Below are 23,862 nucleotides of genomic sequence, written 5' to 3'. Positions count from 1 at the left end.
CAAGCTGAGGCTCGGCTAACACCTGATCACAGGGGGGTTCACCCCCGTCTCCCAGGGTTGCGCGCCGGATTCCGCGAGCCAGAAGCACCCGCGAGGCTGGGGGGCCATGACGAGCGCGGAGCAGGGCATGATGACGGAGTCGGAGGAACGGGGGTCGCGCGTGACGGAACACCAGTCGGCGGCGGTCGGAGCGCGCCGCCGAGCCGGCTACCTCGGACTGTGGCGCACCGTCCTCCCCGAGCTCGGATACCTGCTCCTCATCCTCCCGATCGTCGTCGCGGGACTCGCGGTCCTCAGCTCCGTCTTCTTCACCGGCCTCGGCATGCTCGCGATCGTCGTCGGCGTGCTCGTGGTGCTGGCGGCCCTCTTCATCGCGCGCGGCTTCGGGATGCTCGAGATCCTCCGCCTCCGCGCATCCGGCCGGCCGCGCATCGAGGCGCCGCGCTGGGACCGGCAGGCGCCCGGGCAGGGGGCGCTCGCGAAGACGCTCGCGCCGCTCATCGACGGCCATTACTGGCTCTACCTGCTCCACGGCATGATCGTCGCGCCGATCGTCGGGATCCTCAGCTGGACCGTCGTCGTCTCCTGGCTCTCGGTCGCCCTCTTCGGCACGACCTACTGGATGTGGCAGGGACTCGTCGGCTTCGATGGCCGCGACGGAAGCCTCGGCGCGGGCCTCGTCGACTGGCTCCACCTGCCCGGCGGCGAGACCGCGATCCGCACCGCCGACTCCCTCCTGCTGCTCGTCATCGGCCTGGCGGCGCTCGCCCTGCTCCCGTTCGTGACGCGCGGCTTCACGGTCATGAACTGGGCGATCGCGCAGGGGATGCTCGGCGTCTTCCGCAGCGAGCGGCTCGCGAGCGAGGTCGCGGGGCTCGCCTCGTCCCGTACCGCCGCCGTCTCGGCCGAGGGGAGCGCGCTGCGCCGGCTCGAGCGCGACATCCACGACGGACCGCAGCAGCGGCTCGTCCGCCTGCAGATGGACCTCGCGGCCGCCGACCGCCAGCTGGAGCGGGACCCGGAGAAGGCTCGCGCCCTCATCGAGGAGGCGATGACGCAGTCCCGCGAGGCGCTCGACGAGCTCCGTGCGCTCTCCCGCGGCTTCGCGCCGCCCATCCTCCTCGACCGCGGCCTCGTCGCCGCCCTCGACGCGCTCGCGCACCGCAGCGCCGTGCCGGTCCGCTTCGACGCCCGCGTGCCCGAGGGGCTCGAGCTGCCCGTCGAGCTCGAGCGCAACGCCTACTTCATCGCCGCCGAGGCGCTCACGAACGCCGTCAAGCACTCCGGGGCCGAGCGCGTCGACCTCCGCCTCGAGGTCCGGCGGATCCCCGAGACTGACGCGAGCTGGCTGGATGTCGTGGTCGAGGACGCGGGACGCGGCGGCGCGGCGGCGGTGGACGGCCACGGCCTCGCGGGCCTCGCCGAGCGCGCCCACGGCCTCGGCGGCTCGCTCGAGCTCTCGAGCCCCGAGGGCGGCCCGACGCGCGTCGCCGCGCACCTCCCCATCACCCGCTGAGCTTCTCTAGGCTTGGCGGGTGACCACCCGCCGCATCGCCGTCGCCGACGACTCCGTGCTCCTGCGCGAGGGCCTCGTGCGGGTGCTCGAGGAGGCCGGCCACGAGGTGATCGCCTCGCTCGGCGACGCCGACTCCCTCGTCGCCGCGATCGACGCGGACCGCCCCGACGTCGCCGTGCTCGACGTCCGGATGCCGCCCACCTTCCGCGACGAGGGCGTGCGGGCCGCGATCGAGCTGCGTCGACGGCATCCCGGCGTCGCGATCCTCCTGCTCTCGCAGTACGTCGAGGTCGCCTACGCGCAGGAGCTGCTCGGCGCCGGGCGGGGCTCGGTCGGCTACCTGCTCAAGGACCGGGTGGCCTCGCTCGACGAGCTCGACGACGCCATCCAGCGGGTCGCCGAGGGCGGGACTGTGCTCGACCCGGAGGTCGTGGCCCAGCTCATCGGCCGCCGCGACGACCCGCTCGCGAGCCTCACGCCGCGCGAGCGCGAGGTGCTGCAGCTCATGGCCGAGGGGCGGAGCAACGGGGCGATCGCCGCACGGCTCTTCATCGGCACGGGCGCGGTCGAGAAGAACGTGACCTCGATCTTCCAGAAGCTCGCCCTCGAGGACTCGGGCGAGGACCACCGTCGCGTGCTCGCGGTCGTCGCCTGGCTGCAGCGCGACTGAGCGCGACGGTGCGGCTCGAGGGCCGGCCGCCGACGGCCTCCGCGGTCGGAGCCCGACGCAACGCCCGCATCGGCGCCGGCGGCCGGCTGCGCTCCGAGGAGCGCGTGTCGCCGCTCGCCGCCACGGGATCAACCCCTTCGACCTCGTGACGCGGGCGACGTCTGTGGTCCGGCTCGATGATGCCACCGCATCCCCGCCCTGTCGGGAGGCGGGGATGCGGCGGGATCATCGCCGGAGCGCCGCTCGGACATCGTCGGCCGCGCGGCTCGGTCTGGGACGCGCCGGGGGAGCGGAGCGTCGGTGCTGCTGTCTGGTGTGGTGCGGTTCGGTCAGGCGACTGCGCCGGCGCCGGCGAGCGCACTGCGCTCGGCCGCGTAGCCGCCCTCGGTGCCGAGGAGCTCGGGACGCTGCTCCTGGATGTTGTTGGTCCAGCTGATGCCGTTCCACCAGCGGAGCTGGGGGAGGCCGAGGGGGTCGCGGTACCAGCCGGCGGGGGCGGCGGCGGTGGTCGGGGTCACGACGGACATGATGTCGCTCCAGAGTCGGGTTGGGGAGGAACCGGGGTCGATCGCAGGATGGGGCTCTCGGGTGCTGCGATTGCGTTGACTATAGCCCCCCAATCGTGGGGGTGACATGCCCCCCGTTCGGGGGTGTCGGCGCGTCGACGGTTCTGGGGACGCCCGAATGGGGGGTCGTCTCATGAAAAACCCCGACCAAGTGGCGATTCTCATGCCAGCAGAACGCGTACCCCATGGGATCGGACGGGGGACGGGATCCGTGCGGGAGGCGGCCCGGCGGGGCCGTCCCCCGCGATGGGGGCTTGGATATCCGCCGCCGTGCGGCTAGCGCTCCCTCGACCCGCGTGCGACGGCTATCGTGCTGAGCATGATGAGCCGACGTCGAGTCCTCCCGTTGGCCGCCCTGCTCGGCTCGGCGGCCCTGCTGCTCGGCGCCGGTGTGCTGCCGGCTGCGGCAGCGCCGGCGGGTGCGACGACGATGGCGGCGGCCGGCGCCGCGAGCGCGGCGGCGGGCACCGCGGCCGCAGCCCCCGCCGCGGGGCGCCTCTCGGGCCGGTCCGCCGCCGGCCTCGCGGTCGCGGCCTCCCGGCGCGCCTTCCCGGCCGGGGCCGATCTGGTCGTGGTGGCCGACGGCACGAACTACCAGCAGACGGTCGCCGCCGGCGCGACCGCCGCGCGGCTCGGCGGCGCGCTCCTCCTCGTCTCGCCGACGAGCCTGTCGGGCACCGTGCGCTCCGAGCTCGTCCGCCTCGACCCCGAGCGCATCCTCGTCGCGGGCGGGCCGCGCGACGTGTCGGATGCCGTCATCGCCCGGCTCGCGGCCGTGCAGCCGGACGTCACGCGCATCACCGGGGCGAGCGCCTACAGCGTCGCCCAGGGGCTCGCGCGTCTCGGCGGCACCGGGGCGAGCGACTCCATCGTCATCGCCGCGGGTGCGGAGCATCCCATCCTGCTCTCGGCCGGGGCGATGTCCGGTGCGACGGGTGCGCCCCTCATCCTGCTCCGCTCGAGCGACCGGGGTCTCACCTCGACCACGGCGGCCATGATCGACTCGCTCGCCGTCGAGACCGCGACGGTGGTCGGCCCCACCTCGCAGATCCCCGCCTCCGCCGTGCGTGCCCTGCGCGGCCTGGGTCTCGAGGTGGAGCGCATCGATGCCGGCTCCACCGCGGCGACGATCTCCGAGGTCGCGCGCCGCTCGGGGCCGTCGTCCGAGCTGCTCGTCGCCGCGGAGGGCGGCGTGCGCATCGCGGCGGGCGCGGTCGCCCTCGCGGGTCTGGCGAACGCCCCCATCGTGCTCTCCACCCCCTATTGCGCGACGAAGACGGTGCGCGTCCGCGCCGACCGCTCAGGCGCGCGGAGGATCACCGTCCTCGGCACGCCCGGCGTCATCCGCGGACTCGTCGGGTCGCTCGAGGCGTGCCGCAGCATCCGCGACGCCTCGAGCAGCTGGCTCCTCGTCAACAAGCGCAACCGCCTCTCGCCCGCGTCGTATGTGCCGAGCGGGCTCCGCGTCCCCTCGATCGCATCCAACGGCGGTCAGCGGCTGCGGTCGGGTGCGGCGACCGCGCTCGAGCGGCTCGTCGCGTCGGCGAAGGCGCAGGGGGCCGGGCGCATCGGACTCGCGAGCGGCTACCGCTCATATGCGACCCAGAAGGCGCTCTACGCCCGCTACGTCCGCGAGCGCGGGCAGGCCTGGGCCGACAGCCAGTCGGCGCGCGCCGGCCACAGCGAGCACCAGACGGGCCTCGCCGCCGACCTCGTGGCCTGCGGGTCCGGCGGCTGCGGCTCGATCTACGGCTTCGGCGGCACGGCGCAGGGCCGATGGGTCGCGAAGAACGCCTGGCGCCACGGCTTCATCGTCCGCTACGAGGCGGGTCGCATCTCCACCACCGGCTACACGGCGGAACCCTGGCACCTGCGCTACGTCGGGCCGGAGCTCGCCGCGGACTACCGCGCGGGCGGGTTCCACACGCTCGAGGACTACCTCGGGGCGAAGCGGGCGCCGCGGTACTGAGCGCGGCGAGCGGGAGGTCGTGGAGGGGATGACGGGAATCGAACCCGCGTAATCAGTTTGGAAGACTGAGGCTCTACCATTGAGCTACATCCCCGCGATGCGCGGCGCAGAGCGCCGGAACCGCGGATCACTCTACTGCACCTCGCGTGTGGGCCCGGCCCCCGCATCCCGTGCGTGCCGCACGCGCTCAGGCGGCCTCGACCGTGCCCGAACAGCCTCGAGTGCCCCCGCAGGTCCGGGCGCGCTCGAGGCTGTTCGGGCACTCTCGGAGGGCGAACAGCCGCGGAGCCCGGCTGCAGCCGCGTGCGGCTAGACTTGCCGGGGCCGTTTTCGGGCGCACGCGCGCGGATGCGAGCCGGCCCGCGGCGGCGGGTGCGAGATCGCGAGATCGGGCACCGCCGACGGGGCGTAGCTCAGCTTGGCTAGAGCACCCGCTTTGGGAGCGGGAGGCCGCAGGTTCGAATCCTGTCGCCCCGACGAGATCCCAGCACGCAGACCGCAGACCCGCACCACGCACGACCACGACTCAGGAGACACCCCCTTATGGTCCAGACGACCGTCGAGAAGCTCAGCCCGACCCGGGTCAAGCTCAACATCTCGGTGACGCCCGAGGAGCTCAAGCCGTCGATCACGCACGCGTACGAGCACATCGCGGAGCAGGTGACGATCCCGGGCTTCCGCAAGGGCAAGGTGCCGCCGCCCATCATCGACCAGCGCGTCGGCCGCGCCGAGGTCCTCAACCACGCCGTGAGCGAGAGCCTCGACCGCTTCTACCGCGCCGCCGCGCAGGAGAACGAGGTCCGCGCCGTGGGCCGCCCCGAGGCCGACATCGCCAAGTGGCCGGACGAGAAGACCTTCGAGGGCGACCTCGAGATCGTCGTCGAGGTGGACGTCCGCCCCGAGTTCGACCTCCCTGCCTACGAGGGCCTCAAGCTCGAGGTCACGACGGCCGAGGTGAGCGACGAGGAGGTCGCGACCGAGCTCGAGAACCTCCGCGGCCGCTTCGGCACGCTCGTCACCGTCGACCGCCCCGCGAAGACCGGCGACTTCCTCCAGATCGACCTCACCGCCGAGATCGCGGGCAACACCGTCGACACCGCCTCGAACATCTCCTACGAGCTCGGCTCGGGCGAGCTCATCGACGGCATCGACGAGGCGCTCGAGACGCTCACCGCCGGCGAGTCGACGAACTTCTCCTCGAAGCTGCTCGGCGGCGACCACGAGGGCGAGGACGCGCAGATCGCCGTCACCGTCAACGCCGTGAAGGAGCGCGAGCTCCCCGAGGCCGACGACGACTTCGCCCAGATCGCGAGCCAGTTCGACACGCTCGACGAGCTCAAGGCCGACCTCCGCACGCAGCTCGGCACCTCGAAGGTCTTCGGCCAGGGCGCCGAGGCGCGCGACAAGATCGTCGACACGCTCCTCGAGCAGGTCGAGATCCCCGTCCCCGCGAAGCTCGTCGAGGACGAGGTGCACCGCCACCTCGAGCAGGAGAACCGCCTCGAGGACGACGAGCACCGCGCCGAGGTCACCGAGTCGAGCGAGAAGACCTTCCGCTCGCAGGTCCTCCTCGACGCGATCGCCGAGAAGGAGGAGATCAAGGTCTCCCAGAACGAGCTCACCACCTACCTCGTGCAGGGCGCCGCCCAGTACGGCATGGAGCCGGGCCAGTTCATCCAGGCGCTCGACCAGAACGGCCAGATCCCGGCGATGGTCGCCGAGGTCGCCCGCTCGAAGGTCCTCGCGACCATCCTGTCGAAGGCGGAGATCGTCGACGGCGAGGGCGCGGCGGTCGACGTCGAGGCCTTCACCTCCGGCATCCTCGGCGACGGCTCGGACGACTCCGAGACGATCGACATCACCGACCGCCCCTCCGCGGACGACGACGAGCACGCCGGCCACAACCACTGACGCGTGATCGCATGACCCGCTTCGCCGTGCTGCTGCGCGGCGTCAACGTCGGCGGGGTCGCCATGAAGATGGCCGACCTCGCCGACGTCCTGCGTTCACGCGGGTACGGCGACGTGCGCACGGTCCTCGCCTCCGGCAACGTCCTCCTCGATGCGGACGCGGATGCGGATGCCGTGAAGGTCGACATCGAGCGCGCCCTGGGCGAGCGCTTCGGCTACGAGGCCTGGGTGCATGTGCTCGAGCTCGACCGGCTGCGCGAGCTCGTCGAGTCCTACCCCTTCGAGCGCGGCCGGGACGGCCACCACGACTACGCGGTCGTCGTCGTCGACGAGGCGACCCGCGCGGAGCTCCTGGCGCTCCTGCCGGAGCTCGACCCGACGCTCGAGCGCGCGGTCGCCGGGGACGGCGTCATCTACTGGACGGTCGAGAAGGGGCGGACCCTCGACAGCCTGCTCGGCGCGGCCCAGGGCCGGGCGAAGTACAAGCGCTGGCTCACGACGCGCAACCTCAACACCCTCGACCGGCTGCTGGGCTGAGCCGGGCGGCGAGCGCGCGCATCCATCCCCTCAGCCGTGCACGCCCGAGGCGGCCTCGCGGGGCGGCGCGGGGCGCCGCAGCGCGAGCACCCCGATCGCCACCAGGCACGCGATGATGCCGACCAGGCCCTGGAAGAGCGCCCGCCCCGTCAGCGCGGGCTCCACCGCGCCGATGCCGCCGACGCCGAAGGCGAACCAGGCGCCGGAGAGCGCCAGCAGCGCCGTGCACCACGCCTGCGCGAGCCCGAGCATGCGCTCGCGCTCGCCGCGGCGCAGCCAGCCGACCCGGATGAGGCGGCGCACGGCCAGCATCCCGAGCAGGACGACCGCGGCGATGCCGAGGGCCTGCGTCCGCATCGAGCCCGCTGCGGCATCCCCGCCGAGCAGCTCGGCGTCCGTCCAGAAGGCGGCGGCGACCGCCGCGAGCGGCACGGCGGGGACGAGCACGTCGAAGAGCAGCGTCGCCCCGCGGCGGAACCGCACCCACCTCATGGCCCCACGCTACGCCGTGCGGCGCGACGCCCGATCTGCCCACGGCGAACAGGCCGGATCGGCTCGCGGCGCTTCGCTAGATTCGAGGGCGAACCGACAAGAACGGGAGCTCCTCACATGGCAGAACCGGCATTCACGCCGAGCGTCTTCGACCGCCTCCTCAAGGACCGCATCATCTGGCTCGGCTCCGAGGTGCGCGACGACAACGCGAACGAGATCGCGGCCAAGCTGCTGCTGCTCGCCGCCGAGGACCCCGAGAAGGACATCTACCTCTACATCAACTCGCCGGGCGGCTCGATCACCGCCGGCATGGCGATCTACGACACGATGCAGTTCGTGCCGAACGACATCGTCACCGTCGGCATCGGCATGGCCGCCTCGATGGGGCAGCTGCTGCTCACGGCCGGCACGAAGGGCAAGCGGTACATCACGCCGAACGCCCGCGTGCTGCTGCACCAGCCGCACGGCGGCTTCGGGGGCACCTCCTCCGACATCCAGACCCAGGCGGCGCTCATCCTCGACATGAAGAAGCGCCTCGCCGAGATCACCGCCGACCAGACCGGCAAGTCGGTCGAGCAGGTCAACGCCGACGGCGACCGGGACCGCTGGTTCACGGCCGAGGAGGCCCTCGAGTACGGCTTCGTCGACCACATCCGCGAGTCGGCGGCCGACGTCGTCGGCGGCGGCGGCACGAGCGAGCAGTAGCGAGAGAAGACAGGACAAGGACACCGAATCATGGAGACCCCCACCTTCCAGTCCGCCGGCGGCTTCGCCTCCGGTGCCGGGATGATGCCGTCGTCGCGCTACATCCTGCCCAGCTTCGAGGAGCGCACGGCCTACGGCTTCAAGCGCCAGGACCCGTACGCGAAGCTCTTCGAGGATCGCGTCATCTTCCTCGGCGTGCAGGTCGACGACGCCTCGGCGGACGACATCATGGCCCAGCTCCTCGTGCTCGAGAGCATGGACCCGGACCGCGACATCATCCTGTACATCAACTCGCCCGGCGGCTCCTTCACCGCCATGACCGCGATCTACGACACGATGCAGTACATCCGCCCGCAGGTCATGACGGTCGTGCTCGGCCAGGCGGCCTCCGCGGCGGCGGTGCTCGCGGCCGCGGGCACGCCGGGCAAGCGCCTCGCCCTGCCGAACGCCCGGATCCTCATCCACCAGCCGGCGACGGGGGATGCCGGCCGCGGCCAGGCCTCCGACATCGAGATCCAGGCGCGAGAGGTGCTGCGCATGCGCACCTGGCTCGAGCAGACGCTCTCCGACCACTCGAAGAAGTCGGTCGCCGAGGTGAACGAGGACATCGAGCGCGACAAGATCCTCTCCGCCGCCGAGGCGCTCGAGTACGGGCTCATCGACCAGGTGCTCACGAGCCGCAAGAACACCCCGGCCGCGCTCGTCAAGTAGCGCGGGCGGCACGAGCGAGGCCCCGGGGAGCGATCCCCGGGGCCTCGTCCGTTCCTGCCGCTACCCGGCGGGCGGCGCCGGCTTCCGCCGGCTGAGCACCAGCAGCGTGACGCCGGCGGCCACGAGGACCGCGAGCACGGCGCCGCCGATCCAGAGGATGTCGCCGAGCGCGACGTCCGGGCTCCCGTCGGCCTCGCCGGCATCCCCCGACTCCCCGCCGGAGCCCTCATCGGCGCCGGGCGCCTCGCCGCCGGCGGTGCCGCCGCAGTCGGGTGCCGTGGGAGAGCCCTCCGAGGGCGTCCACTCGCCGTCGGGCTGGAAGGCGAAGGCGTACTCGCCGCTCACCGTGTGGCCGTCGGCGGAGACGAACTGGTACAGCAGCTCGTAGTCCCCCGCCTCGCCGAGCGCGGCCGGGGTCGACATGCCCGTGCCCTGGACGGCGATGCAGCCGTCGCCGTAGTACGAGCCCTCCGCGTCCCGGATCTGGATCGCGAATCCCGCACCCGTGCCGCTGACATCGAGCAGGCCCTCGTTCGTCGTGATCGCGAAGCGCTCGGGCAGCTCGGTGAGGGTGCCGTCCTCCGCCGGGGTCGACTCGACGATGTAGTTGTGCGCCTGCGCGGCCCCTGCGGGGAGGAGCACCGACGCCGCGACGAGCGCCGCCGCGGCGACGGCGGCACCCGGACGGCCGAGCCGGGGGGTCACGAGCGCGCCGAGCGGCGGCTCGCCACCGCGACGACGATGCCGACGGCGCCGATCGCGAGGCCCGCGATGCCGAGCACACGGGCGAGCACGTCCTCGCCCCCCGTCGCGGAGGCGGCCGAGGCGTCGTCGCGGCCGTCCTCCTGCTCCTCCTCGGAGGCGGCTCCGTGTCCGTGGCCGGCGCCCTCCGCTGCGGCCGTGACGGCGAGCGTCGGCGCGGGCGCGTCGGCCTCGGGGTCGGCGTCGGCCCAGTCGGTCTCGCCGACCGTGCAGGTCTGGAGCGCCGGGAAGGCGAGCGTCTCGCCCTCGGCGTCGGCCGGGAGCTGGAGGCTCAGCGCGAAGGTCGTGCGGTAGCCGTCCTCGAGCGGGGTGTCGGCGGTGTACACGACCTGCGAGACGCGCTCCGTGGCGGTCTCGCCGTGCGCATCCTCGCTCGGCTCCTCGACGGGCGCCATCACCTTCTCGATCTGCCAGCCGGGCGTGATCGTCGGCGTCACGGCCGCGATCGGCTCGGGGATCGTGATCGCGACCGACTCGGTCGGCGAGCCCTCGCAGCCGTGTCCGACCGAGAAGGTGAGGACGGCGTAGGAGCCGGCGGCGGTCGTGTCGGGCGTGACGGTCACGTGCGCGCTCGCGGCGAGCGGTGCGCCGAGGGCGAGCCCGGTGCCGAGCGCGATCGCGCCCGCGCCGAGGAGGGCCGGCCGGATGCGGGCGGGGCGGGAGTTCTGGGTGCGGTTCATGGGGTTCCTTGCGTTCTGGCGCGCGTGCGCGCACGGGTTCTCGGCCGCGATCGCGGCTCGACCGCCGACGGTGGGGCGGCCGGTGGTGTCAGGAGAACGCGAGGAGGGGAGGACCGCGCCGCCGCAGCGCCGTCGCGCGCTCGAGTCGGCGCGGGCCGGCCGGCGCGGGGGAGGCGGCTGCCGCGGCCGGGCGGGCCGGGAGCGCGGGTGTCACGAGGCCGAGCGGCAGGAGCGTGCGTGCCAGGAGGCGACCGGCGGTGACGAGGAGCGCCCAGGCGCCCGCCTCGGCGTGGCGGAGGAGGAGCGCGCTCGCGACGGCCGCGACCGCGTGGGCCGTCCACATCCCGAGCGCCGCGGACTCCCGCCCGTCGCCGACGCCGAGCACGTCGATCGCGACGAGGTGGTGGTGGCCGTGCATCGTGGTGCCGATCGCGGCCGAGGTGCCGAGGAGCACGAAGACGAGGTGGAAGGCGACCTGGCTCACGCCGACGAGGGCGAGCATCCGCCACCAGGAGGGGCGGCGGGCGGTGAGCGCGGTGCCGAGCAGGACGCCGAAGACGAGCCCGGCGCCGATCGCGAGGGCCGACGGGGCCTCGCCGCCGGCGGCCTGATGCGAGAGCGCCGCCGCGAGGACGGAGGTGCCGCCCGCGAGCGTGCCGCGCACGAGGCGGGCGGCGCGGGTCTGCATGCCGCCGAGTCTACGGCGAGCCGGCGAGGCGGGGCGACGCCCGGCGGGGCCCGGCGACGCGGCACGACACGTCATCCCCTCCGGTGCCGCGCCGTGTCGCGGGTTCGGGTTAGGCTCGTCGCACACGTTGGGGAGGAGACCCGCATGGCTCGCATCGGTGAGAGCGCCGACCTGCTCAAGTGCTCCTTCTGCGGAAAGAGCCAGAAGCAGGTCCAGCAGCTCATCGCAGGTCCCGGCGTCTACATCTGCGACGAGTGCGTCGAGCTCTGCAACGAGATCATCGAGGAGCGCCTCGCGGAGGCGGGCGAGGAGGCCTCGAGCGAGTTCGAGCTCCCGAAGCCGAAGGAGATCTTCTCCTTCCTCGAGGAGTACGTCATCGGCCAGGAGCCCGCGAAGCGCGCGCTCTCCGTCGCCGTCTACAACCACTACAAGCGCATCCGCGCGCGCCAGACGATCACCTCCGCGGATGCCGTCATCGACGACATCGAGATCGCGAAGAGCAACATCCTCCTCATCGGGCCGACCGGCTGCGGCAAGACCTACCTCGCCCAGACCCTCGCGAAGCGGCTCAACGTGCCCTTCGCGGTCGCGGATGCGACGGCGCTCACCGAGGCCGGCTACGTCGGCGAGGACGTCGAGAACATCCTCCTCAAGCTCATCCAGGCCGCCGACTACGACGTGAAGCGCGCCGAGACCGGCATCATCTACATCGACGAGGTCGACAAGATCGCCCGCAAGGCCGAGAACCCGTCGATCACGCGCGACGTGTCGGGGGAGGGCGTCCAGCAGGCGCTCCTCAAGATCCTCGAGGGCACGGTCGCCTCGGTGCCGCCGCAGGGCGGGCGCAAGCACCCGCACCAGGAGTTCATCCAGATCGACACGACGAACGTGCTGTTCATCGTCGCGGGCGCCTTCGCGGGCCTCGAGGAGATCATCTCCGCGCGCGTCGGCACGCGCGGCATCGGCTTCGGCGCCCCGCTCCAGTCGAAGCGCGACGAGGCGGAGCTCTACAGCGAGGTCCTGCCGGAGGATCTGCACAAGTTCGGACTCATCCCCGAGTTCATCGGCCGCCTCCCCGTCGTGACGACGGTCTCGCCGCTCGACCAGCACGCGCTCATGGAGATCCTCACCGAGCCGAAGAACGCGCTCGTGAAGCAGTACCAGCGCATGTTCGAGCTCGACGGCGTCGAGCTCGAGTTCGAGCAGGGCGCGCTCGAGGCGATCGCCGATCTGGCGCGGGTCCGGCAGACCGGCGCTCGCGGGCTTCGCGCCATCCTCGAGGAGGTGCTCGGGCCGATCATGTTCGAGGTGCCCTCGAGCGAGGAGGTCGCTCGCGTCGTCGTCACGCGCGAGGCCGTCATCGAGAACGCGGCTCCCACGATCGTGCCGCACGAGCCGGCGCGTCGCGAGAAGAGCGCCTAGCCCGCCGTCGACCTGGACGGCGCCGCGTCCTCGGCGCCCGAGCCGTCCGTCGGGCTCGCGGCACGATGCCGTCCTCGGGGCGGCGCGATCCGACCGTCGCGCAGCTGCAGCACGCGGTCGGCGCGCTCGTCGAGCGAGGGGTCGTGCGTCGACACGACGACCGAGACGCCCTCCTCTCGGACGAGCCGGACGATCACGTCCATGACCGATGCGGCGGTGCGGCTGTCGAGCTGCCCGGTCGGCTCGTCGGCGATGATGAGCTCCGGTCGGGCCGCGAGCGCCCGGGCGATCCCGACCCGCTGCTGCTGTCCGCCGGACAGCTCGCCGGGGCGCTGCGCCGCGTGGCCGCCCAGCCCGACCAGGCCGAGCAGCTCCGCGACCCGGGCCTCTCGCTCCGGCGTCGGCGTGTCGAGCAGGCGGAGCGGGATGCCGACGTTCTCCGCGGCCGTGAGGTGGGGCAGCAGGCCGAAGGACTGGAACACGAAGCCGATCCGGGTGCGCCGGAGCTCGAGCAGCCGGTCCTCGTGGGCCGCCGCGAGGTCCTCCTCGTCGAGGACCACTCGACCGCGATCCGGCCGGTCGAGTCCGCCGAGCAGGTTGAGCAGGGTCGTCTTGCCGGAGCCGGAGGGCCCGCGCACGATGAGGAGCTCGCCCCGGCCGAGCTCGAGGTCCACCTCCTGCACGGCGGGCACGGCCGCGTCGCCCGTGCCGAAGGTGCGCGAGACCCGCTCGCATTGCAGCAGCGCGCTCATGCGCCGGCCTCCTCGTCGTCGGCGTGCTCGGGGAGCACGCGCACATGGTCCTCCTGCAGCTCGAGTCGCACCCGGTCGCGCAACGAGAGCGCGGCCAGGTACTCGGGCGGCAGCTGCAGGCGGCCGACGCGGTCGAGGACCGCGACCTCCCGCGCGACGTGCTCCTCCCCGCCGTCGCTCGTGCGACGGGTCGAGCGGAGCACCTCGCTGCTCGTCCGGCCGTCGCGGATCTGCACCGTGCGCCGCACGTGGGAGGCGACGCCGGGATCGTGGGTGACGACGAGCACGGTCGCCCCGAGTCGCTCGTTGACGTCCCGCAGCGCTTCGAGCACCGCCTCGGACGAGGCCTCGTCGAGCTCGCCGGTCGGCTCGTCGGCGAGCAGCACAGCGGGGACGTTGGCGAGCGCCGCGGCGATGGCGGCGCGCTGGCGCTGGCCGCCGGAGAGCTGCTGGGGGCGGCGGTCGGCGAGCTCGCCGATCTCGAGGGCGGCGAGCAGCTCGGCCGTGCGCGTCGGCCGCTCCCGCCGCGCGGTGCCGCCGATCGCGAGGACCGCGGCGACGTTCTCGGCGACGCTGAGGTACGGGAGGAGGTTGCGCGAGGTCTCCTGCCAGACGTAGCCGACGGAGCGGCGGCGGTAGCGCGTGCGCTCGGAGCCGCGCATCGCGAGGAGGTCGTGGCCGTCGACGGTCGCGGAGCCGGCCGTCGGCGTGTCGAGCCCGGAGAGGATGCCGAGGAGCGTCGACTTGCCGGAGCCGGAGGCGCCCACCACCGCGGTCAGCTCGCCGCGCCGCACCTCGAGGTCGAGTCCCTGGAGCGCCTGCACCTCGACCCCCTCGGCGGAGAAGATCCGCACGAGGTCGCGGCAGTCGATGAGGGGCGTGTCGGCGGTCATGTGTCCGCTCCGATCTTGAGGCTGGCGGCGGGGTCGAGTCGGCGGGCGGCGAGGAGGGCGAGCGCGGCCGCGAGCGCTGCGGCGGCGCCGACCGCGACGGCGGCGAGGAGGACGAAGGGCACCGGGATCTGGAGCGGGACGCTCGAGACGGCGCCGGTCGCGGGCGCCAGGTCGACGACGGCGACGACGATGGCGGGCACCGAGATCCCCGCGAGCACGCCGCCGAGGAGCCCCGCGGCGACGGGCGGCGCGAGCTCCCAGAGCAGCAGTGCGTCGAGCCGTCGGCGCCCGATGCCGAGCAGGCGGAGGATGCCGGCCGTGCGGCTGCGGGCGCGGCTCGCGGCGACCGCGGAGATCACGACGGCGAGCATCGCGAGCAGCCCGGAGACGAGCGCCCCGCCGAGGAGGGCCGCGGCGAGTGCGCCCGTCGTCGGCCGGTCGAGGGCGGTCGCGATCGCGGTGTCGCGGTCTGCGATCCGGATCGGGGCCGACACCCCGCGGGTCTCGCGGACGGCCGCCGCGACCCGCGCGGCGAGGGCGGCCGTGCCGAGGTCGGGCTCGGCGCCGATGAGCAGCTCCTCGGCGACGACGGGCGTCCCCCGGAGCTCGACCGCCGCATCCGCGTCGAGGAGCGCCCAGGATCGCGCGACACCGGGCAGCGTGGACCGCGCGACGCCGGCGACCGGGACCGCGGTGCCGTCGACGCGCAGCTCGGGGTCGCGGAACCGCTCCGCGAGGGCGGGCGACAGCATCAGCGCGGACCGGCCGGGCCCGGTCTCGGGGATGCCGAGCTCGGGGCGGAGGACCCGCAGCGCGGAGAAGGAGACGACGGCGACCTGGACACGCACCTCGCTGCGCGCGTCCGCGATCTCGACGCCGCCCGCGACGGCGAGGGGCGCGACGGCCCGCACGCCCTCGACGGCCGCCACCGCCTCCTCGAGCTCGGCGTCGACGGTCGCGCTGAGGCGCACGTCGGCCCCCGTCTCCTCGACGGCGGCGCGCTCGAGCCCGCCCGTCAGCGTCGCCGACAGGCACAGCGAGGCGACCGCGGCGGAGACGCCGAGCAGAACGGGAAGCGCCGTGGCGAGTCCGCCGCCGCCGTGCGCCGCGCCGGCCGCGCCGATGAGCAGGACCGGTCCGCGCGCGGTGCGCCCTCGGGCGAGGGCGAGGGCGAGGCGCGATGCGAGCGGGAGGAGTCGGAGGACGAGGATGCCGATCGCGAGCGCGACGAGGAGCGGCGCCGCCGCGAGCAGCGGGTCGGGCCCGCCGCCGTCGGCGTAGCCGCGTCGGAGCAGAAGCGCGATCGCGAGGGCGGCGGCCGCGGCGACGGCGAGTTCGAGACGGCGCAGCCACCGGCCTCGGGTCGAGCGCTCCGGCGAGACGCGCGCCCGGTCCGACGCCCGGACGGGCACGAGCGCGGTCGCGAGCACCGCGGCCGCGAGCAGCGCGGGCAGGACGGCGCCGACCGGGCCGGGGTCCTCGCGCGACAGCACGGCCGCGGCGCCGACGCCGAGCGCCGTCGCGGGGACGACCGCGACGAGCAGGGCGATGAGCTGCACGGCGGCCGGACGCAGCGCCCCCGCGCCCCGCGCTCGCAGCAGCTCCGCGGTCGGCGCCCGGCCGCGCGCGACGGCGTGCGCGCCGAGCGCGAGCACGGCGAGTGCCGCGCCCATCGGCACCGCGGTGAGCAGCGCGAGCAGCGCGGCCGCGGTCTCCAGCCGATCCCGCGCGCCGAGCACGAGGACGTCGAGCCCGGTCTGGATGTCGAGGTACTGGCCGGCGGGCAGCGGGCGTCCCGCCGCCCCGAGCTGGCGGAGCTGCGACAGCAGCGCGTCCGCATCGGCGAAGGCGAGGTCGCGTCCCTCCACCGGGAACCAGATCCGCAGCTCGGCGTTCTGGAACTCCGCACCGAGCCCCGCCGCGGTCGCGGGGGCGATGAGCGCGTCGGCGCCGGGAACGGTCCGCCCGCTTGCGGCACTCGGCTCGTCGGCGGCGAGCAGCTGCGGGAACCGGATCCAGTGGGGATCGCCGGGGTCGGCCGCCTCGAGGACGCCGACGACGAGCAGCGGGGCGACCGGACTGTCGAAGCGCGAGCCGACGCGCGCCCCGACCCGCTCGGCCGCCTCGGCGCCGAGCGCGATCTCGAGCGGCGGCCGCGCGTCCGCCGGCGTCTCGTCCTCCGCGTCGCCCGACCACGGCTCCGGCATGCGACCCTCGAGCACGCTCGTGCGCTCGGGCGCCTCCAGGTCGACGAGCAGCGTGAGCAGGGCTCCCGTGCCGGAGTCCCCCTTCGGCAGCGCGGCGATCGGCGGCACGCGCACCGTCCAGTCGGGGGCCTCGAGCGCCGGGCCGAGCGGGCGCTCCAGGGTGCTCGCGGTCTCCTCGATGCCGTCCCGGACCTCGCCGAACAGGGTCTCCTCGCTCGGCGCCTCGCCCCCGGCGCTCGGGTACCCGAACGCGGAGACGCCGGTCACGCCCGAGCGCAGCGGCGAGGCGGCGTCGAGCTCGGCGGCGAGCTCCGCGTCCCCGAGGCCCGCCATGAGCCGCGGCGCGAGCGCGCCGCCGAGGGAGAGCAGCGCGATGAGCGCCGCGAGCAGGAGGGTGGCGCCGGGCCGGTCCGCGAGGAGCCGGAGCAGGAGGCCGACCGTGCCGGAGCGGGACCGGGCGCTCATCCGCTCGCCTCCGCGCGCGGGCGTCGGCTCGGGAGGACGACGACCGCGGCGAGTCCGGCCACGAGCAGGAGCAGGCCGACGCCGAGCGGCGCCGGGGCGACCGCGAGCGCGGCCGTCGCGGCCTCGGCGGGCTCGGGCACGGCCGCGCCGGCGACGGGCCCGACGGTGATGAGGGCGGTGAGCGCGCCGCTCGCGAGCCCGAGCAGCACCCCGGCGCCGAGCGCCGACCCGAGCTCGGCGCGTCGCAGCGTCGCGAGCTGGCGCCCGGAGGTGCCGAGCTGCCGCAGCAGCCGCTCCTCGTCTCGGCGCGCGCCCCGCCCCGCCGCCGCGGTCGTCGCCACGGCGGCGACGGCGAGCAGCCCGGCGCCCGCGGCCCCCGCCCAGAGCGCGGTCGCGGCGGTCTGGAGCATCGCGCGCGCGGGATCCCGCCCGAGCAGCTGGATGCGGGACCCGCCCGGCAGCGCCGCCGCGATCTGCTCGGCGCTCGCCGCGAGCTCGGGCCCGCCGAGCCACCAGGCGTCGGCGCCCGGCGGGTCGACCGGCGCCCGGCGCTGCAGCGCGAGCAGCACGCCGCGGTCGACGAGCGCCGCGCGATCGCGATCGGCGCCCGGGATGGCGGGGAGCACGGCCGCGACCTCGGCCGCGAGGTCCGGCCTCGCGGGGTCGAGCGCGAGCCGGATCGTCGAGCCGACGTCGAAGCCGAGCTCTGACGCGGCGGCCGTGTCGATCGCGATCGGGACCCGGATCGCGTCGCCGCCGGGGCCGAGCACCGGCATGAGCCGGACGGTCTCGGCGGCGGGATCGAGGGCCAGACCCAGCCGGGGGTCCTCGGCCTCCGCCGGCTCGGCGGGGATGCGCGGCGCGGAGCTCGTCCAGCCCTCGGGCAGGTCGAGGGGCTCCCCGTCGGCGGTGGCCGCGCGGATCGCGACGGCAGGCGCCGGGAGCGGCTCGGCGGCCGGTGCGAGGGAGAGCTCGAGGGCGACGAGCCGGGTGCCCGCGGTCGCGGGTGCCGGCTCGGCGTCGGCGCGCACCGCATCCCCGTCGTCCGTTCTGCTCAGGGCGGCCTCGAGTCGCTGCTCGACGCCGAGACGGTCCTCGATGACGAGCGTCGCGGAGCGGATCCCGGTGTCGCGCGGCGCGAGCTCGACGGAGATCGCGGTCGCCCCCGCGGGGAGCTCGACCGCGGGGAGCTCGGCGTCGATCGCGGAGGCCGCGGCGTCGAGGTCGAGGATGCCGTCGCCGTCGACGGCGAGCTCGCGCAGCGCCGCGGGGCTCGCGCCGAGGAGCCCGATCGGCTCGGTGCCGGCGGTGGTGGTGCCGGTGCTCACCGGGGCGGCCTCGAGGCCGGCCGCGCGGGCGAGCGCCGGGATGTCCTGCGCGAGGGGGGCGCCCCCGGGACCCGAGACGCGGAGCTCCGCACCTGCGCGCAGCTCCCGGGTCGTCGTGAAGGCGCCGTCCCAGGTCCCCTGGTAGACCCCGGCGAGCAGCAGCTGGCCGGCGGCGAGGGCCGCGAGCGCGACCGGCACGGCGGGTGCGGCGGGGCGCCGGGCGAGGCTCCACCCCAGCAGCGGCCCGCCGACGCTGCGTCGTCGGGCGAGTCGGCGCTGCGCCAGCCGTGCGGCGAGCTCGACGAGGCGCAGCCCGCCGAGCACCGCGGCGAGCAGGACCGCCGGCGGCGCGATCGCGGCGACGGGGTCGACGGTGCGCGCCCCGTCTGACTGGGGGATGAGGGGCGTCCCGTAGAGCCGCAGCTGCCAGGCGGCGAGCACCGCGACGGCGGTCGCGACGACGAGCACGGCGAGGGCGGCGCGACGGGCACGGCGGGAATCGGGCCGCGCCCGCGAGACGATCGCGAGCGCGGCAGGCCGGGATGCGGTGATGGCCGCGGCGGCACCGGCCGCGACCGCGAGGGCGGCGGGCACGAGCAGCCAGGCGGGCGCCGGGATCCCCGTCGACGCCCCGGCCCCGGCGCCGCCCCCGGCGAGGCCGAGCGCGCCGACCGCGAGCGGCGCGATGGCCGTGCCGACCGCGCCCCCGAGCAGGGCCGCCAGCAGGGCCTCGAGCCCCGCCCGGCACGCGATCCGCGCCCGGGTCGTGCCGCGCGCGAAGCGGAGGCGCGCGTCAGGCGCGCCGGCGGCGGCGATGAGGCGCGCCAGCTGGATCGCCGCCACCGCGCCGATCGCCCCGGTCACGAGGAGCGCGAGCGGCTGCGCGGCGCGCAGCGACTCGGCGCGGGCGAGGATCTCGTTCGCGGTGCGCGGGAGACGGCCGTCGCGGCTGAGGTCGGCGGTGTCGATCCGGCCGTCGCGGCGGAGCTGCGCCGGCAGGTCGCGCCAGCCCGCGAGCGCCGTCTCGAGCTGCGCGAGGTCGATGCGGTCGGCGCGCGGCGACACGATCCAGGCCGCCCGCGAGTCGAGCCCGAGGTCGACGAGCCGGTCCTCGTCGACCACGACGGGGCCGATCTCGGCTCCGTCCGCGCCGGTCTGCAGGAGCGCGTCCGCATCCCATCTCGGCTGCCCCTCCGCGGACAGCCGCCAGGTGCCGGAGACGGTCGCGGTGCTCGGCCCCAGGGCGACCGCCTGCCCGGCGCGGATGCCGATCGCCGCCGCGGCATCCGCCTGCAGGCTCACCTCGCCGGCCGTCGCCGGCCAGTCGCCCTCCTCGAGCTCGGCGTGCTTGCGGAGGCCGCCGGGGCTCTGCACCACCACCCGGACCGGGTCCGCGGATGCGGCGCCGGCCGCGTCGAGCGGCACGAGCTCCGCGCGCACGGCCCCCGCCACGCGCCGCTCGATCAGGAACGCGCGACCGCCGTCGCCCAGTGCCCGCGCGAGGAGCGCCCGCATCGCGGCGTCCTGGCCGTCAGGGTCCGCGGCGTCGCGGTCGACCTCCACGCGCATCACGAGGTCGACGCCGCTGCGCGCCCGCAGCTCCGCACGCGCGCCCTCGTCCGCCGCGGCCGACTGCCAGGCCGCGAGGCCCAGCGCGAGCGCCGACTCCAGCGCCACCACGATCGCGAGTCCCGCGAGCAGCCACGCGCGCGCACCCAGGCGTCGGATCGTGATCACGGCCACCCCTCGTCGTCGAGCTGAGAGGAGGCTACTCCTCGGCCGCCGACGCGGGGCGCGGCTCGCCCGCCGCCCCCGACCGGCCGCCGGCGGGCCAGCTCGCGAGCGCGACCCCGCCGAGCACGAGCACGCCGCCGAGCACCTCGCCCGGCCCGACCCGCGCGCCCAGCGCGAGACTGATCGCGACCGTGAAGACGGTGATGAGGTTCAGCGCGACGCCCGCCGTCGCCGCCGGGATGGTGCGCAGCGCCGTGTTCCACAGCAGGTAGGAGCCCACCGATGGCAGGACGCCGATGACGGCGACCGCCCACATCCCCTCGGCGGTCGCGGGCAGGCGGAATCCGCCGAACAGCGCGAGCGGGGCGGCCAGGCCGATCGTGAGCACGGCCTGCGCCGCGGTCGCCGTGATCGGCGGCACATCCTGCAGCCGACGCCCGAGGATGGTGTACGCCGTCCAGACGGCGATCGCGAGGAGCATGAGCAGGTCGCCCGGGTTGAGGCTCCGGCCGAGGACGGCCGCGAGCTCGCCCTTCGTCACGACGAGCAGCACCCCGACAAGCCCGATCCCGAGGCCGGCGAGCGTCCGCGGCCGAAGCCGCTGCCGGAGCAGCAGCGCCGCCACGAGCGCGATGAGCGCCGGGTTGAGCGCGTTGATGAGCGAGGCGCTCACGGGCGTCGTGAACTGCAGCGCGAAGTAGAGCGCCAGGTTGTAGCCGAGCATGCCGAGCGCCGCCAGCCCGAGGAGCGCGGGCCAGCGGCGCAGCACGGTGCGGGAGTCGGGCCGTTCGATCGCCCGCGCCAGCAGGACGAGCGGCGCGACGGCGATGAGCCAGCGCAGGAGCGTCAGCGAGACCGGGTCGATCTCGCCGAGCACTCCCGCGCCGACCACGTAGTTGACCGCCCAGAACAGCGTCGCGGCGACGAGGCACGCGATCGCGACGCCGACCCGGGGGCGGGAGGTCACGAGGTGAAGAGCGCGCTGTACGCGTTGAGGGCGGGCTGCCCGCCGAGGTGGGCGTAGAGCACGTTCGAGTCCTTCGGGATGTCGCCGCCGCCGACGAGCTCGATGAGGCCCGCCATCGACTTGCCCTCGTAGACGGGGTCGATGATGACGCCCTCGAGGGAGCCGGTGAGCTTCATGGCCTCGATCGTGGACTCGACGGGGATGCCGTACAGCTCGCCCGCCCAGCCCTCGAGCACGGTGATCTCGTCCTCGCGCAGCTCGCGGCCGACCTCGATCAGCTCGGCGGTGCGCCGGGCGATGCGGGCCACCTGCTCGCGGGTCTCGTCGATCTTCGCGCTCGCGTCGATGCCGATCACCCGGCGCGGGCGGTCCTGGGCCGCGAAGCCCGCGATCATGCCCGCGTGCGTGGAGCCGGTCACCGAGCAGACGACGACGGTGTCGAAGAAGACGCCGAGCTCGCGCTCCTGCTGCTCGACCTCCATCGCCCAGTTCGCGAAGCCGAGTCCGCCGAGGCGGTGGTCGGACGCGCCCGCGGGGATGCCGTAGGGCACGCCGCCGCGGTCGCGGACATCCTGGAGGGCCCGCTCCCAGCTCGACTTGAAGCCGATGCCGAACCCGGCGGGGTCGAGGCGGACCTCGGCGCCCATGATGCGCGAGAGCAGGATGTTGCCGACGCGGTCGCCCACGCTGTCCGGCCAGTCGACCCACTTCTCCTGCACGAGGAGCGCCTTCATGCCGATGCGGGCGGCGACGGCGGCGACCTGGCGGGTGTGGTTCGACTGGTAGCCGCCGATGGAGACGAGCGTGTCGGCGCCGGATGCGATCGCATCGGGCACGAGGTATTCGAGCTTGCGGGTCTTGTTGCCGCCGTAGGCGAGGCCGGAGTTCACGTCCTCCCGCTTCGCCCAGATGCGTGCGCCGCCGAGGTGGGCGCTCAGGCGGTCGAGCGGGTGGATGGGGCTCGGCCCGAAGGTGAGCGGGTAGCGGGGGAAGTCGGCGAGGGCCATGTGGTCTCCTGGGTCGTGTCGGGGTGGAGTGTGCTGGGTACTCCCGACAGACATGTCTGCTGAGCGGAGGACGGCCTCGCGAGACCGTCCGAGCCGCCGGAGACATGTCTATCGCGAGGGGTGGGGGAGGTGGGCGCGGAGGGTGCTCCAGTTGGCGGCGCTCGCGGCGGCGGTGGCCTCGGCGTCGCCCGCGGCGCAGGCGGCGAGGATCCGCGCGTGCTGCTCCACGGACTCCCGCCCGGCGAGCGAGGCGAAGCGGAGGCGCTCGACGCGGCGCAGCTGGGGCTCGAGCTGCTCGAGCTGGCGGGCGAGCAGGGGGTTGCCGGAGGTCGCCACGAGGATGCCGTGGAAGGCGTCGTCGGCGGCGAGGGCGGCATCCGCGTCGCCCGCCTGGAGCGCGACGGCGAAGCGCGCATTGGCCGCCTCGAGCCGGGCGAGGTCGCCCCCACCGAGTCGGGGGACGGCGAGGCGGGCGGCGAGCGCGTGGAGGGCGGCGGCGAGCTCCTCGGCGTGGCGGATGGCGGTCGGGTCGAGCGGGGCGACGACGGTCTCGCGTCCGGCGCGGGCGACGACGAGCCCGTCGCGCTGGAGCTCGAGGAGCGCCTCGCGGATGGGGGTGCGGCTCACGCCGAGCCAGCGCTCGAGCTCGGCGTCGCGGAGGCGCTCGCCGGGGGCGAGGGTGCCGTCGACGATCGCCTCGCGGATGCGGGCGCGCGTCGTCTCGCGGAGGGAGGTGCGCTCGATGAGGGGTGCGTCCGTCTGCGGAACCGGCATGCAATATATTGCACACCACAAGTCGCGATCAGCGCAAGCCACGGCATGCGCCGTCCGGGAAATGCGCGGGCATCGGATGCGGTTGGAGCCAGGGTGAACGCACCTCGCTCCGTCCTCGACCTCGCCCCCGTCCGCAGCGGCTCCGACCACGCCGAGGCGCTCGCCGACACGATCGCGGTCGCGCAGGCCGCCGACCGGCTCGGCTACGAGCGCTTCTGGGTCGCTGAGCACCACGGCATGCCGATGATCGCGAGCTCGAGCCCCGCCGTCCTCATCGGCGCGATCGCGGCCGCGACCGAGCGCATCCGCGTCGGCTCCGGCGGGGTGATGCTCCCCAACCACAGCTCGCTCGTCGTCGCCGAGCAGTTCGGCACCCTCGTCGCACTCCACGGCGAGCGCATCGACCTCGGACTCGGCCGTGCGGCGGGCACCGACCCCGTCGTGTCGGCGGCCATCCGCCGCGGCCTGGCGGAGACAGTCGACGACTTCCCGCAGCAGGTCATCGAGCTCCTCGCCCACTTCGGCACGATCCCCGCGCTCGAGTCGGGGGAGGGCTCCCGCATCCTCGCCCTCCCCGGGCTCGGCGACGCGCCGCAGCTGTGGCTGCTCGGCTCGAGCGACTTCAGCGCCCGTCTCGCCGGGATGATGGGGCTGCCGTTCGCCTTCGCGCACCACTTCGCGGGCGGCGCCATGACGGAGGCGGCGATGCGCCTCTACCGCGAGGCCTTCACGCCCTCGGTCGTGCTCCGCGAGCCGCGCTCGGCTATCGCCGTCGCGACGGCCGTCGCCGAGACGCCCGAGGAGGCGCGGCGCATCGCGCTCCCGCAGTCGCTCACGATGCTGAAGATGCGCAGCGGGCAGCCGCTCGGCCGCATCCCCACGGTCGAGGAGGCCGAGGCCTACCCGTGGACGGACGCGGAGGCGGCATGGGTGGATCAGCGCCTCGCGCTCCAGGCGGTCGGCACGGTCGAGCACGTGGAGGCGCGCCTCGCGGAGCTCCTCGCGCAGACAGCCGCCGACGAGGTCATCCTCGCACCGCAGGGCGCCGACCGCGCGAGCCGCATCGCCGCCCTCGAGGCGCTGGCGACGCCGGCCGCCGGATAGCGG

General features: G+C 74.9%; 21 protein-coding genes and 2 tRNA genes. 10 read left to right on the top strand and 13 right to left on the bottom strand.

From position 1 onward, the window contains the following. Positions 1-106: 106 nt before the first annotated feature. Both OF852_RS05465 and OF852_RS05460 read left to right on the top strand, forming a co-directional pair. On the top strand, positions 107-1,516 hold the full coding sequence (locus OF852_RS05465; RefSeq protein WP_271120791.1) for a sensor histidine kinase: 1,410 nt from the start codon (positions 107-109) through the stop codon (positions 1,514-1,516). 19 nt (positions 1,517-1,535) lie between these two features. Then, the gene (locus OF852_RS05460; protein WP_271120790.1) at positions 1,536-2,186 is read left to right on the top strand and encodes a response regulator transcription factor; all 651 of its coding nucleotides are present in this window, start codon (positions 1,536-1,538) and stop codon (positions 2,184-2,186) included. A 329-nt stretch (positions 2,187-2,515) separates the two neighbouring features. Here the strand turns inward: OF852_RS05460 and OF852_RS05455 are convergent, their stop codons facing one another. Continuing rightward, on the bottom strand, positions 2,516-2,704 hold the full coding sequence (locus tag OF852_RS05455; protein WP_271120789.1) for a DUF2510 domain-containing protein: 189 nt from the start codon (positions 2,702-2,704) through the stop codon (positions 2,516-2,518). A gap of 394 nt (positions 2,705-3,098) precedes the next feature. Between OF852_RS05455 and OF852_RS05450 the strand changes: the two genes are divergently transcribed. Then, the gene (locus tag OF852_RS05450) at positions 3,099-4,721 is read left to right on the top strand and encodes a D-alanyl-D-alanine carboxypeptidase family protein (RefSeq protein WP_271120788.1); all 1,623 of its coding nucleotides are present in this window, start codon (positions 3,099-3,101) and stop codon (positions 4,719-4,721) included. Between the two features lie 20 nt (positions 4,722-4,741). On the opposite strand, the gene OF852_RS05445 is transcribed toward OF852_RS05450, so the two are convergent. Beyond that, positions 4,742-4,815 (bottom strand) — tRNA-Gly (locus tag OF852_RS05445). Positions 4,816-5,123: 308 nt separating this feature from the next. Between OF852_RS05445 and OF852_RS05440 the strand changes: the two genes are divergently transcribed. The 3 genes from OF852_RS05440 to OF852_RS05430 all read left to right on the top strand — a co-directional run bounded on the left by OF852_RS05440 (position 5,124) and on the right by OF852_RS05430 (position 7,168). Continuing rightward, positions 5,124-5,198, top strand: a tRNA-Pro gene (locus tag OF852_RS05440). Between the two features lie 66 nt (positions 5,199-5,264). Continuing rightward, a complete protein-coding gene (gene tig / locus OF852_RS05435) occupies positions 5,265-6,632 on the top strand; it encodes a trigger factor (RefSeq protein ID WP_271120787.1) in 1,368 nt (455 codons plus the stop codon). Between the two features lie 11 nt (positions 6,633-6,643). Then, positions 6,644-7,168, top strand: coding sequence for a DUF1697 domain-containing protein (locus tag OF852_RS05430; RefSeq protein WP_271120786.1), 525 nt, complete (start codon positions 6,644-6,646; stop codon positions 7,166-7,168). A 30-nt stretch (positions 7,169-7,198) separates the two neighbouring features. Here OF852_RS05430 and OF852_RS05425 read toward each other — a convergent pair whose 3' ends face one another. After that, the gene (locus OF852_RS05425; RefSeq protein ID WP_271120785.1) at positions 7,199-7,660 is read right to left on the bottom strand and encodes a hypothetical protein; all 462 of its coding nucleotides are present in this window, start codon (positions 7,658-7,660) and stop codon (positions 7,199-7,201) included. Between the two features lie 117 nt (positions 7,661-7,777). Between OF852_RS05425 and OF852_RS05420 the strand changes: the two genes are divergently transcribed. Both OF852_RS05420 and OF852_RS05415 read left to right on the top strand, forming a co-directional pair. Beyond that, the gene (locus OF852_RS05420; protein ID WP_271120784.1) at positions 7,778-8,365 is read left to right on the top strand and encodes an ATP-dependent Clp protease proteolytic subunit; all 588 of its coding nucleotides are present in this window, start codon (positions 7,778-7,780) and stop codon (positions 8,363-8,365) included. 30 nt (positions 8,366-8,395) lie between these two features. Then, positions 8,396-9,076, top strand: coding sequence for an ATP-dependent Clp protease proteolytic subunit (locus OF852_RS05415; RefSeq protein WP_271120783.1), 681 nt, complete (start codon positions 8,396-8,398; stop codon positions 9,074-9,076). Between the two features lie 60 nt (positions 9,077-9,136). Here the strand turns inward: OF852_RS05415 and OF852_RS05410 are convergent, their stop codons facing one another. The 3 genes from OF852_RS05410 to OF852_RS05400 all read right to left on the bottom strand — a co-directional run bounded on the left by OF852_RS05410 (position 9,137) and on the right by OF852_RS05400 (position 11,206). Then, the gene (locus OF852_RS05410; RefSeq protein ID WP_271120782.1) at positions 9,137-9,781 is read right to left on the bottom strand and encodes a copper resistance CopC family protein; all 645 of its coding nucleotides are present in this window, start codon (positions 9,779-9,781) and stop codon (positions 9,137-9,139) included. Beyond that, positions 9,778-10,518, bottom strand: coding sequence for a YcnI family copper-binding membrane protein (locus OF852_RS05405; RefSeq protein WP_271120781.1), 741 nt, complete (start codon positions 10,516-10,518; stop codon positions 9,778-9,780). Before OF852_RS05405 ends, OF852_RS05410 begins: the two co-directional genes overlap by 4 nt. Positions 10,519-10,606: 88 nt before the next feature. Continuing rightward, entirely contained in the window at positions 10,607-11,206 is a 600-nt protein-coding gene (locus tag OF852_RS05400) for a hypothetical protein (protein ID WP_271120780.1), read from the bottom strand. 144 nt (positions 11,207-11,350) lie between these two features. Here OF852_RS05400 and clpX point away from each other — a divergent pair, with 144 nt between their 5' ends. After that, complete coding sequence (gene clpX / locus OF852_RS05395) at positions 11,351-12,628, top strand: ATP-dependent Clp protease ATP-binding subunit ClpX (protein ID WP_271120779.1); 1,278 nt, start codon at positions 11,351-11,353, stop codon at positions 12,626-12,628. Here the strand turns inward: clpX and OF852_RS05390 are convergent. The 7 genes from OF852_RS05390 to OF852_RS05360 form a co-directional block, all read right to left on the bottom strand. Continuing rightward, on the bottom strand, positions 12,625-13,380 hold the full coding sequence (locus tag OF852_RS05390) for an ABC transporter ATP-binding protein (RefSeq protein ID WP_271120778.1): 756 nt from the start codon (positions 13,378-13,380) through the stop codon (positions 12,625-12,627). The genes clpX and OF852_RS05390 overlap by 4 nt on opposite strands. Next, positions 13,377-14,273, bottom strand: coding sequence for an ABC transporter ATP-binding protein (locus OF852_RS05385; protein ID WP_271120777.1), 897 nt, complete (start codon positions 14,271-14,273; stop codon positions 13,377-13,379). Before OF852_RS05385 ends, OF852_RS05390 begins: the two co-directional genes overlap by 4 nt. After that, positions 14,270-16,945 carry an FtsX-like permease family protein gene (locus tag OF852_RS05380; RefSeq protein ID WP_271120776.1) on the bottom strand — a complete coding sequence of 892 codons (2,676 nt, stop codon included), beginning with the start codon at positions 16,943-16,945 and terminating at the stop codon, positions 14,270-14,272. The genes OF852_RS05385 and OF852_RS05380 overlap by 4 nt, the downstream gene beginning before the upstream one ends. After that, on the bottom strand, positions 16,942-20,010 hold the full coding sequence (locus tag OF852_RS05375; protein ID WP_271120775.1) for a hypothetical protein: 3,069 nt from the start codon (positions 20,008-20,010) through the stop codon (positions 16,942-16,944). Before OF852_RS05375 ends, OF852_RS05380 begins: the two co-directional genes overlap by 4 nt. Positions 20,011-20,041: 31 nt before the next feature. After that, positions 20,042-20,974, bottom strand: coding sequence for a DMT family transporter (locus tag OF852_RS05370; RefSeq protein ID WP_271120774.1), 933 nt, complete (start codon positions 20,972-20,974; stop codon positions 20,042-20,044). Beyond that, entirely contained in the window at positions 20,971-21,981 is a 1,011-nt protein-coding gene (locus tag OF852_RS05365) for a 1-aminocyclopropane-1-carboxylate deaminase (protein ID WP_271120773.1), read from the bottom strand. The genes OF852_RS05370 and OF852_RS05365 overlap by 4 nt, the downstream gene beginning before the upstream one ends. 108 nt (positions 21,982-22,089) lie before the next feature. Further along, on the bottom strand, positions 22,090-22,755 hold the full coding sequence (locus OF852_RS05360) for a GntR family transcriptional regulator (RefSeq protein WP_271120772.1): 666 nt from the start codon (positions 22,753-22,755) through the stop codon (positions 22,090-22,092). A gap of 93 nt (positions 22,756-22,848) precedes the next feature. Between OF852_RS05360 and OF852_RS05355 the strand changes: the two genes are divergently transcribed. Next, positions 22,849-23,859 carry an LLM class flavin-dependent oxidoreductase gene (locus OF852_RS05355; RefSeq protein WP_271120771.1) on the top strand — a complete coding sequence of 337 codons (1,011 nt, stop codon included), beginning with the start codon at positions 22,849-22,851 and terminating at the stop codon, positions 23,857-23,859. The last annotated feature ends 3 nt before the right edge of the window (positions 23,860-23,862 follow it).

Origin of the sequence: Homoserinibacter sp. YIM 151385, assembly GCF_027912415.1 — a bacterium.
In the GTDB taxonomy this organism is placed as follows: domain Bacteria; phylum Actinomycetota; class Actinomycetes; order Actinomycetales; family Microbacteriaceae; genus Schumannella.
The sequence above is the reverse complement of the archived record's forward strand: the minus strand, read 5'-3'. Positions and strand labels throughout refer to the sequence as shown.

Bases quoted from the DNA above. Each gene is read 5' to 3' on its own strand.
- OF852_RS05465 (WP_271120791.1), top strand. From the start codon at position 107: ATGACGAGCGCGGAGCAGGGCATGATGACGGAGTCGGAGGAACGGGGG.
- tig (WP_271120787.1), top strand. From the start codon at position 5,265: ATGGTCCAGACGACCGTCGAGAAGCTCAGCCCGACCCGGGTCAAGCTC.
- OF852_RS05430 (WP_271120786.1), top strand. From the start codon at position 6,644: ATGACCCGCTTCGCCGTGCTGCTGCGCGGCGTCAACGTCGGCGGGGTC.
- OF852_RS05425 (WP_271120785.1), bottom strand. From the start codon at position 7,660: ATGAGGTGGGTGCGGTTCCGCCGCGGGGCGACGCTGCTCTTCGACGTG.
- OF852_RS05420 (WP_271120784.1), top strand. From the start codon at position 7,778: ATGGCAGAACCGGCATTCACGCCGAGCGTCTTCGACCGCCTCCTCAAG.
- OF852_RS05415 (WP_271120783.1), top strand. From the start codon at position 8,396: ATGGAGACCCCCACCTTCCAGTCCGCCGGCGGCTTCGCCTCCGGTGCC.
- OF852_RS05405 (WP_271120781.1), bottom strand. From the start codon at position 10,518: ATGAACCGCACCCAGAACTCCCGCCCCGCCCGCATCCGGCCGGCCCTC.
- OF852_RS05400 (WP_271120780.1), bottom strand. From the start codon at position 11,206: ATGCAGACCCGCGCCGCCCGCCTCGTGCGCGGCACGCTCGCGGGCGGC.
- clpX (WP_271120779.1), top strand. From the start codon at position 11,351: ATGGCTCGCATCGGTGAGAGCGCCGACCTGCTCAAGTGCTCCTTCTGC.
- OF852_RS05390 (WP_271120778.1), bottom strand. From the start codon at position 13,380: ATGAGCGCGCTGCTGCAATGCGAGCGGGTCTCGCGCACCTTCGGCACG.
- OF852_RS05385 (WP_271120777.1), bottom strand. From the start codon at position 14,273: ATGACCGCCGACACGCCCCTCATCGACTGCCGCGACCTCGTGCGGATC.
- OF852_RS05380 (WP_271120776.1), bottom strand. From the start codon at position 16,945: ATGAGCGCCCGGTCCCGCTCCGGCACGGTCGGCCTCCTGCTCCGGCTC.
- OF852_RS05365 (WP_271120773.1), bottom strand. From the start codon at position 21,981: ATGGCCCTCGCCGACTTCCCCCGCTACCCGCTCACCTTCGGGCCGAGC.
- OF852_RS05360 (WP_271120772.1), bottom strand. From the start codon at position 22,755: ATGCCGGTTCCGCAGACGGACGCACCCCTCATCGAGCGCACCTCCCTC.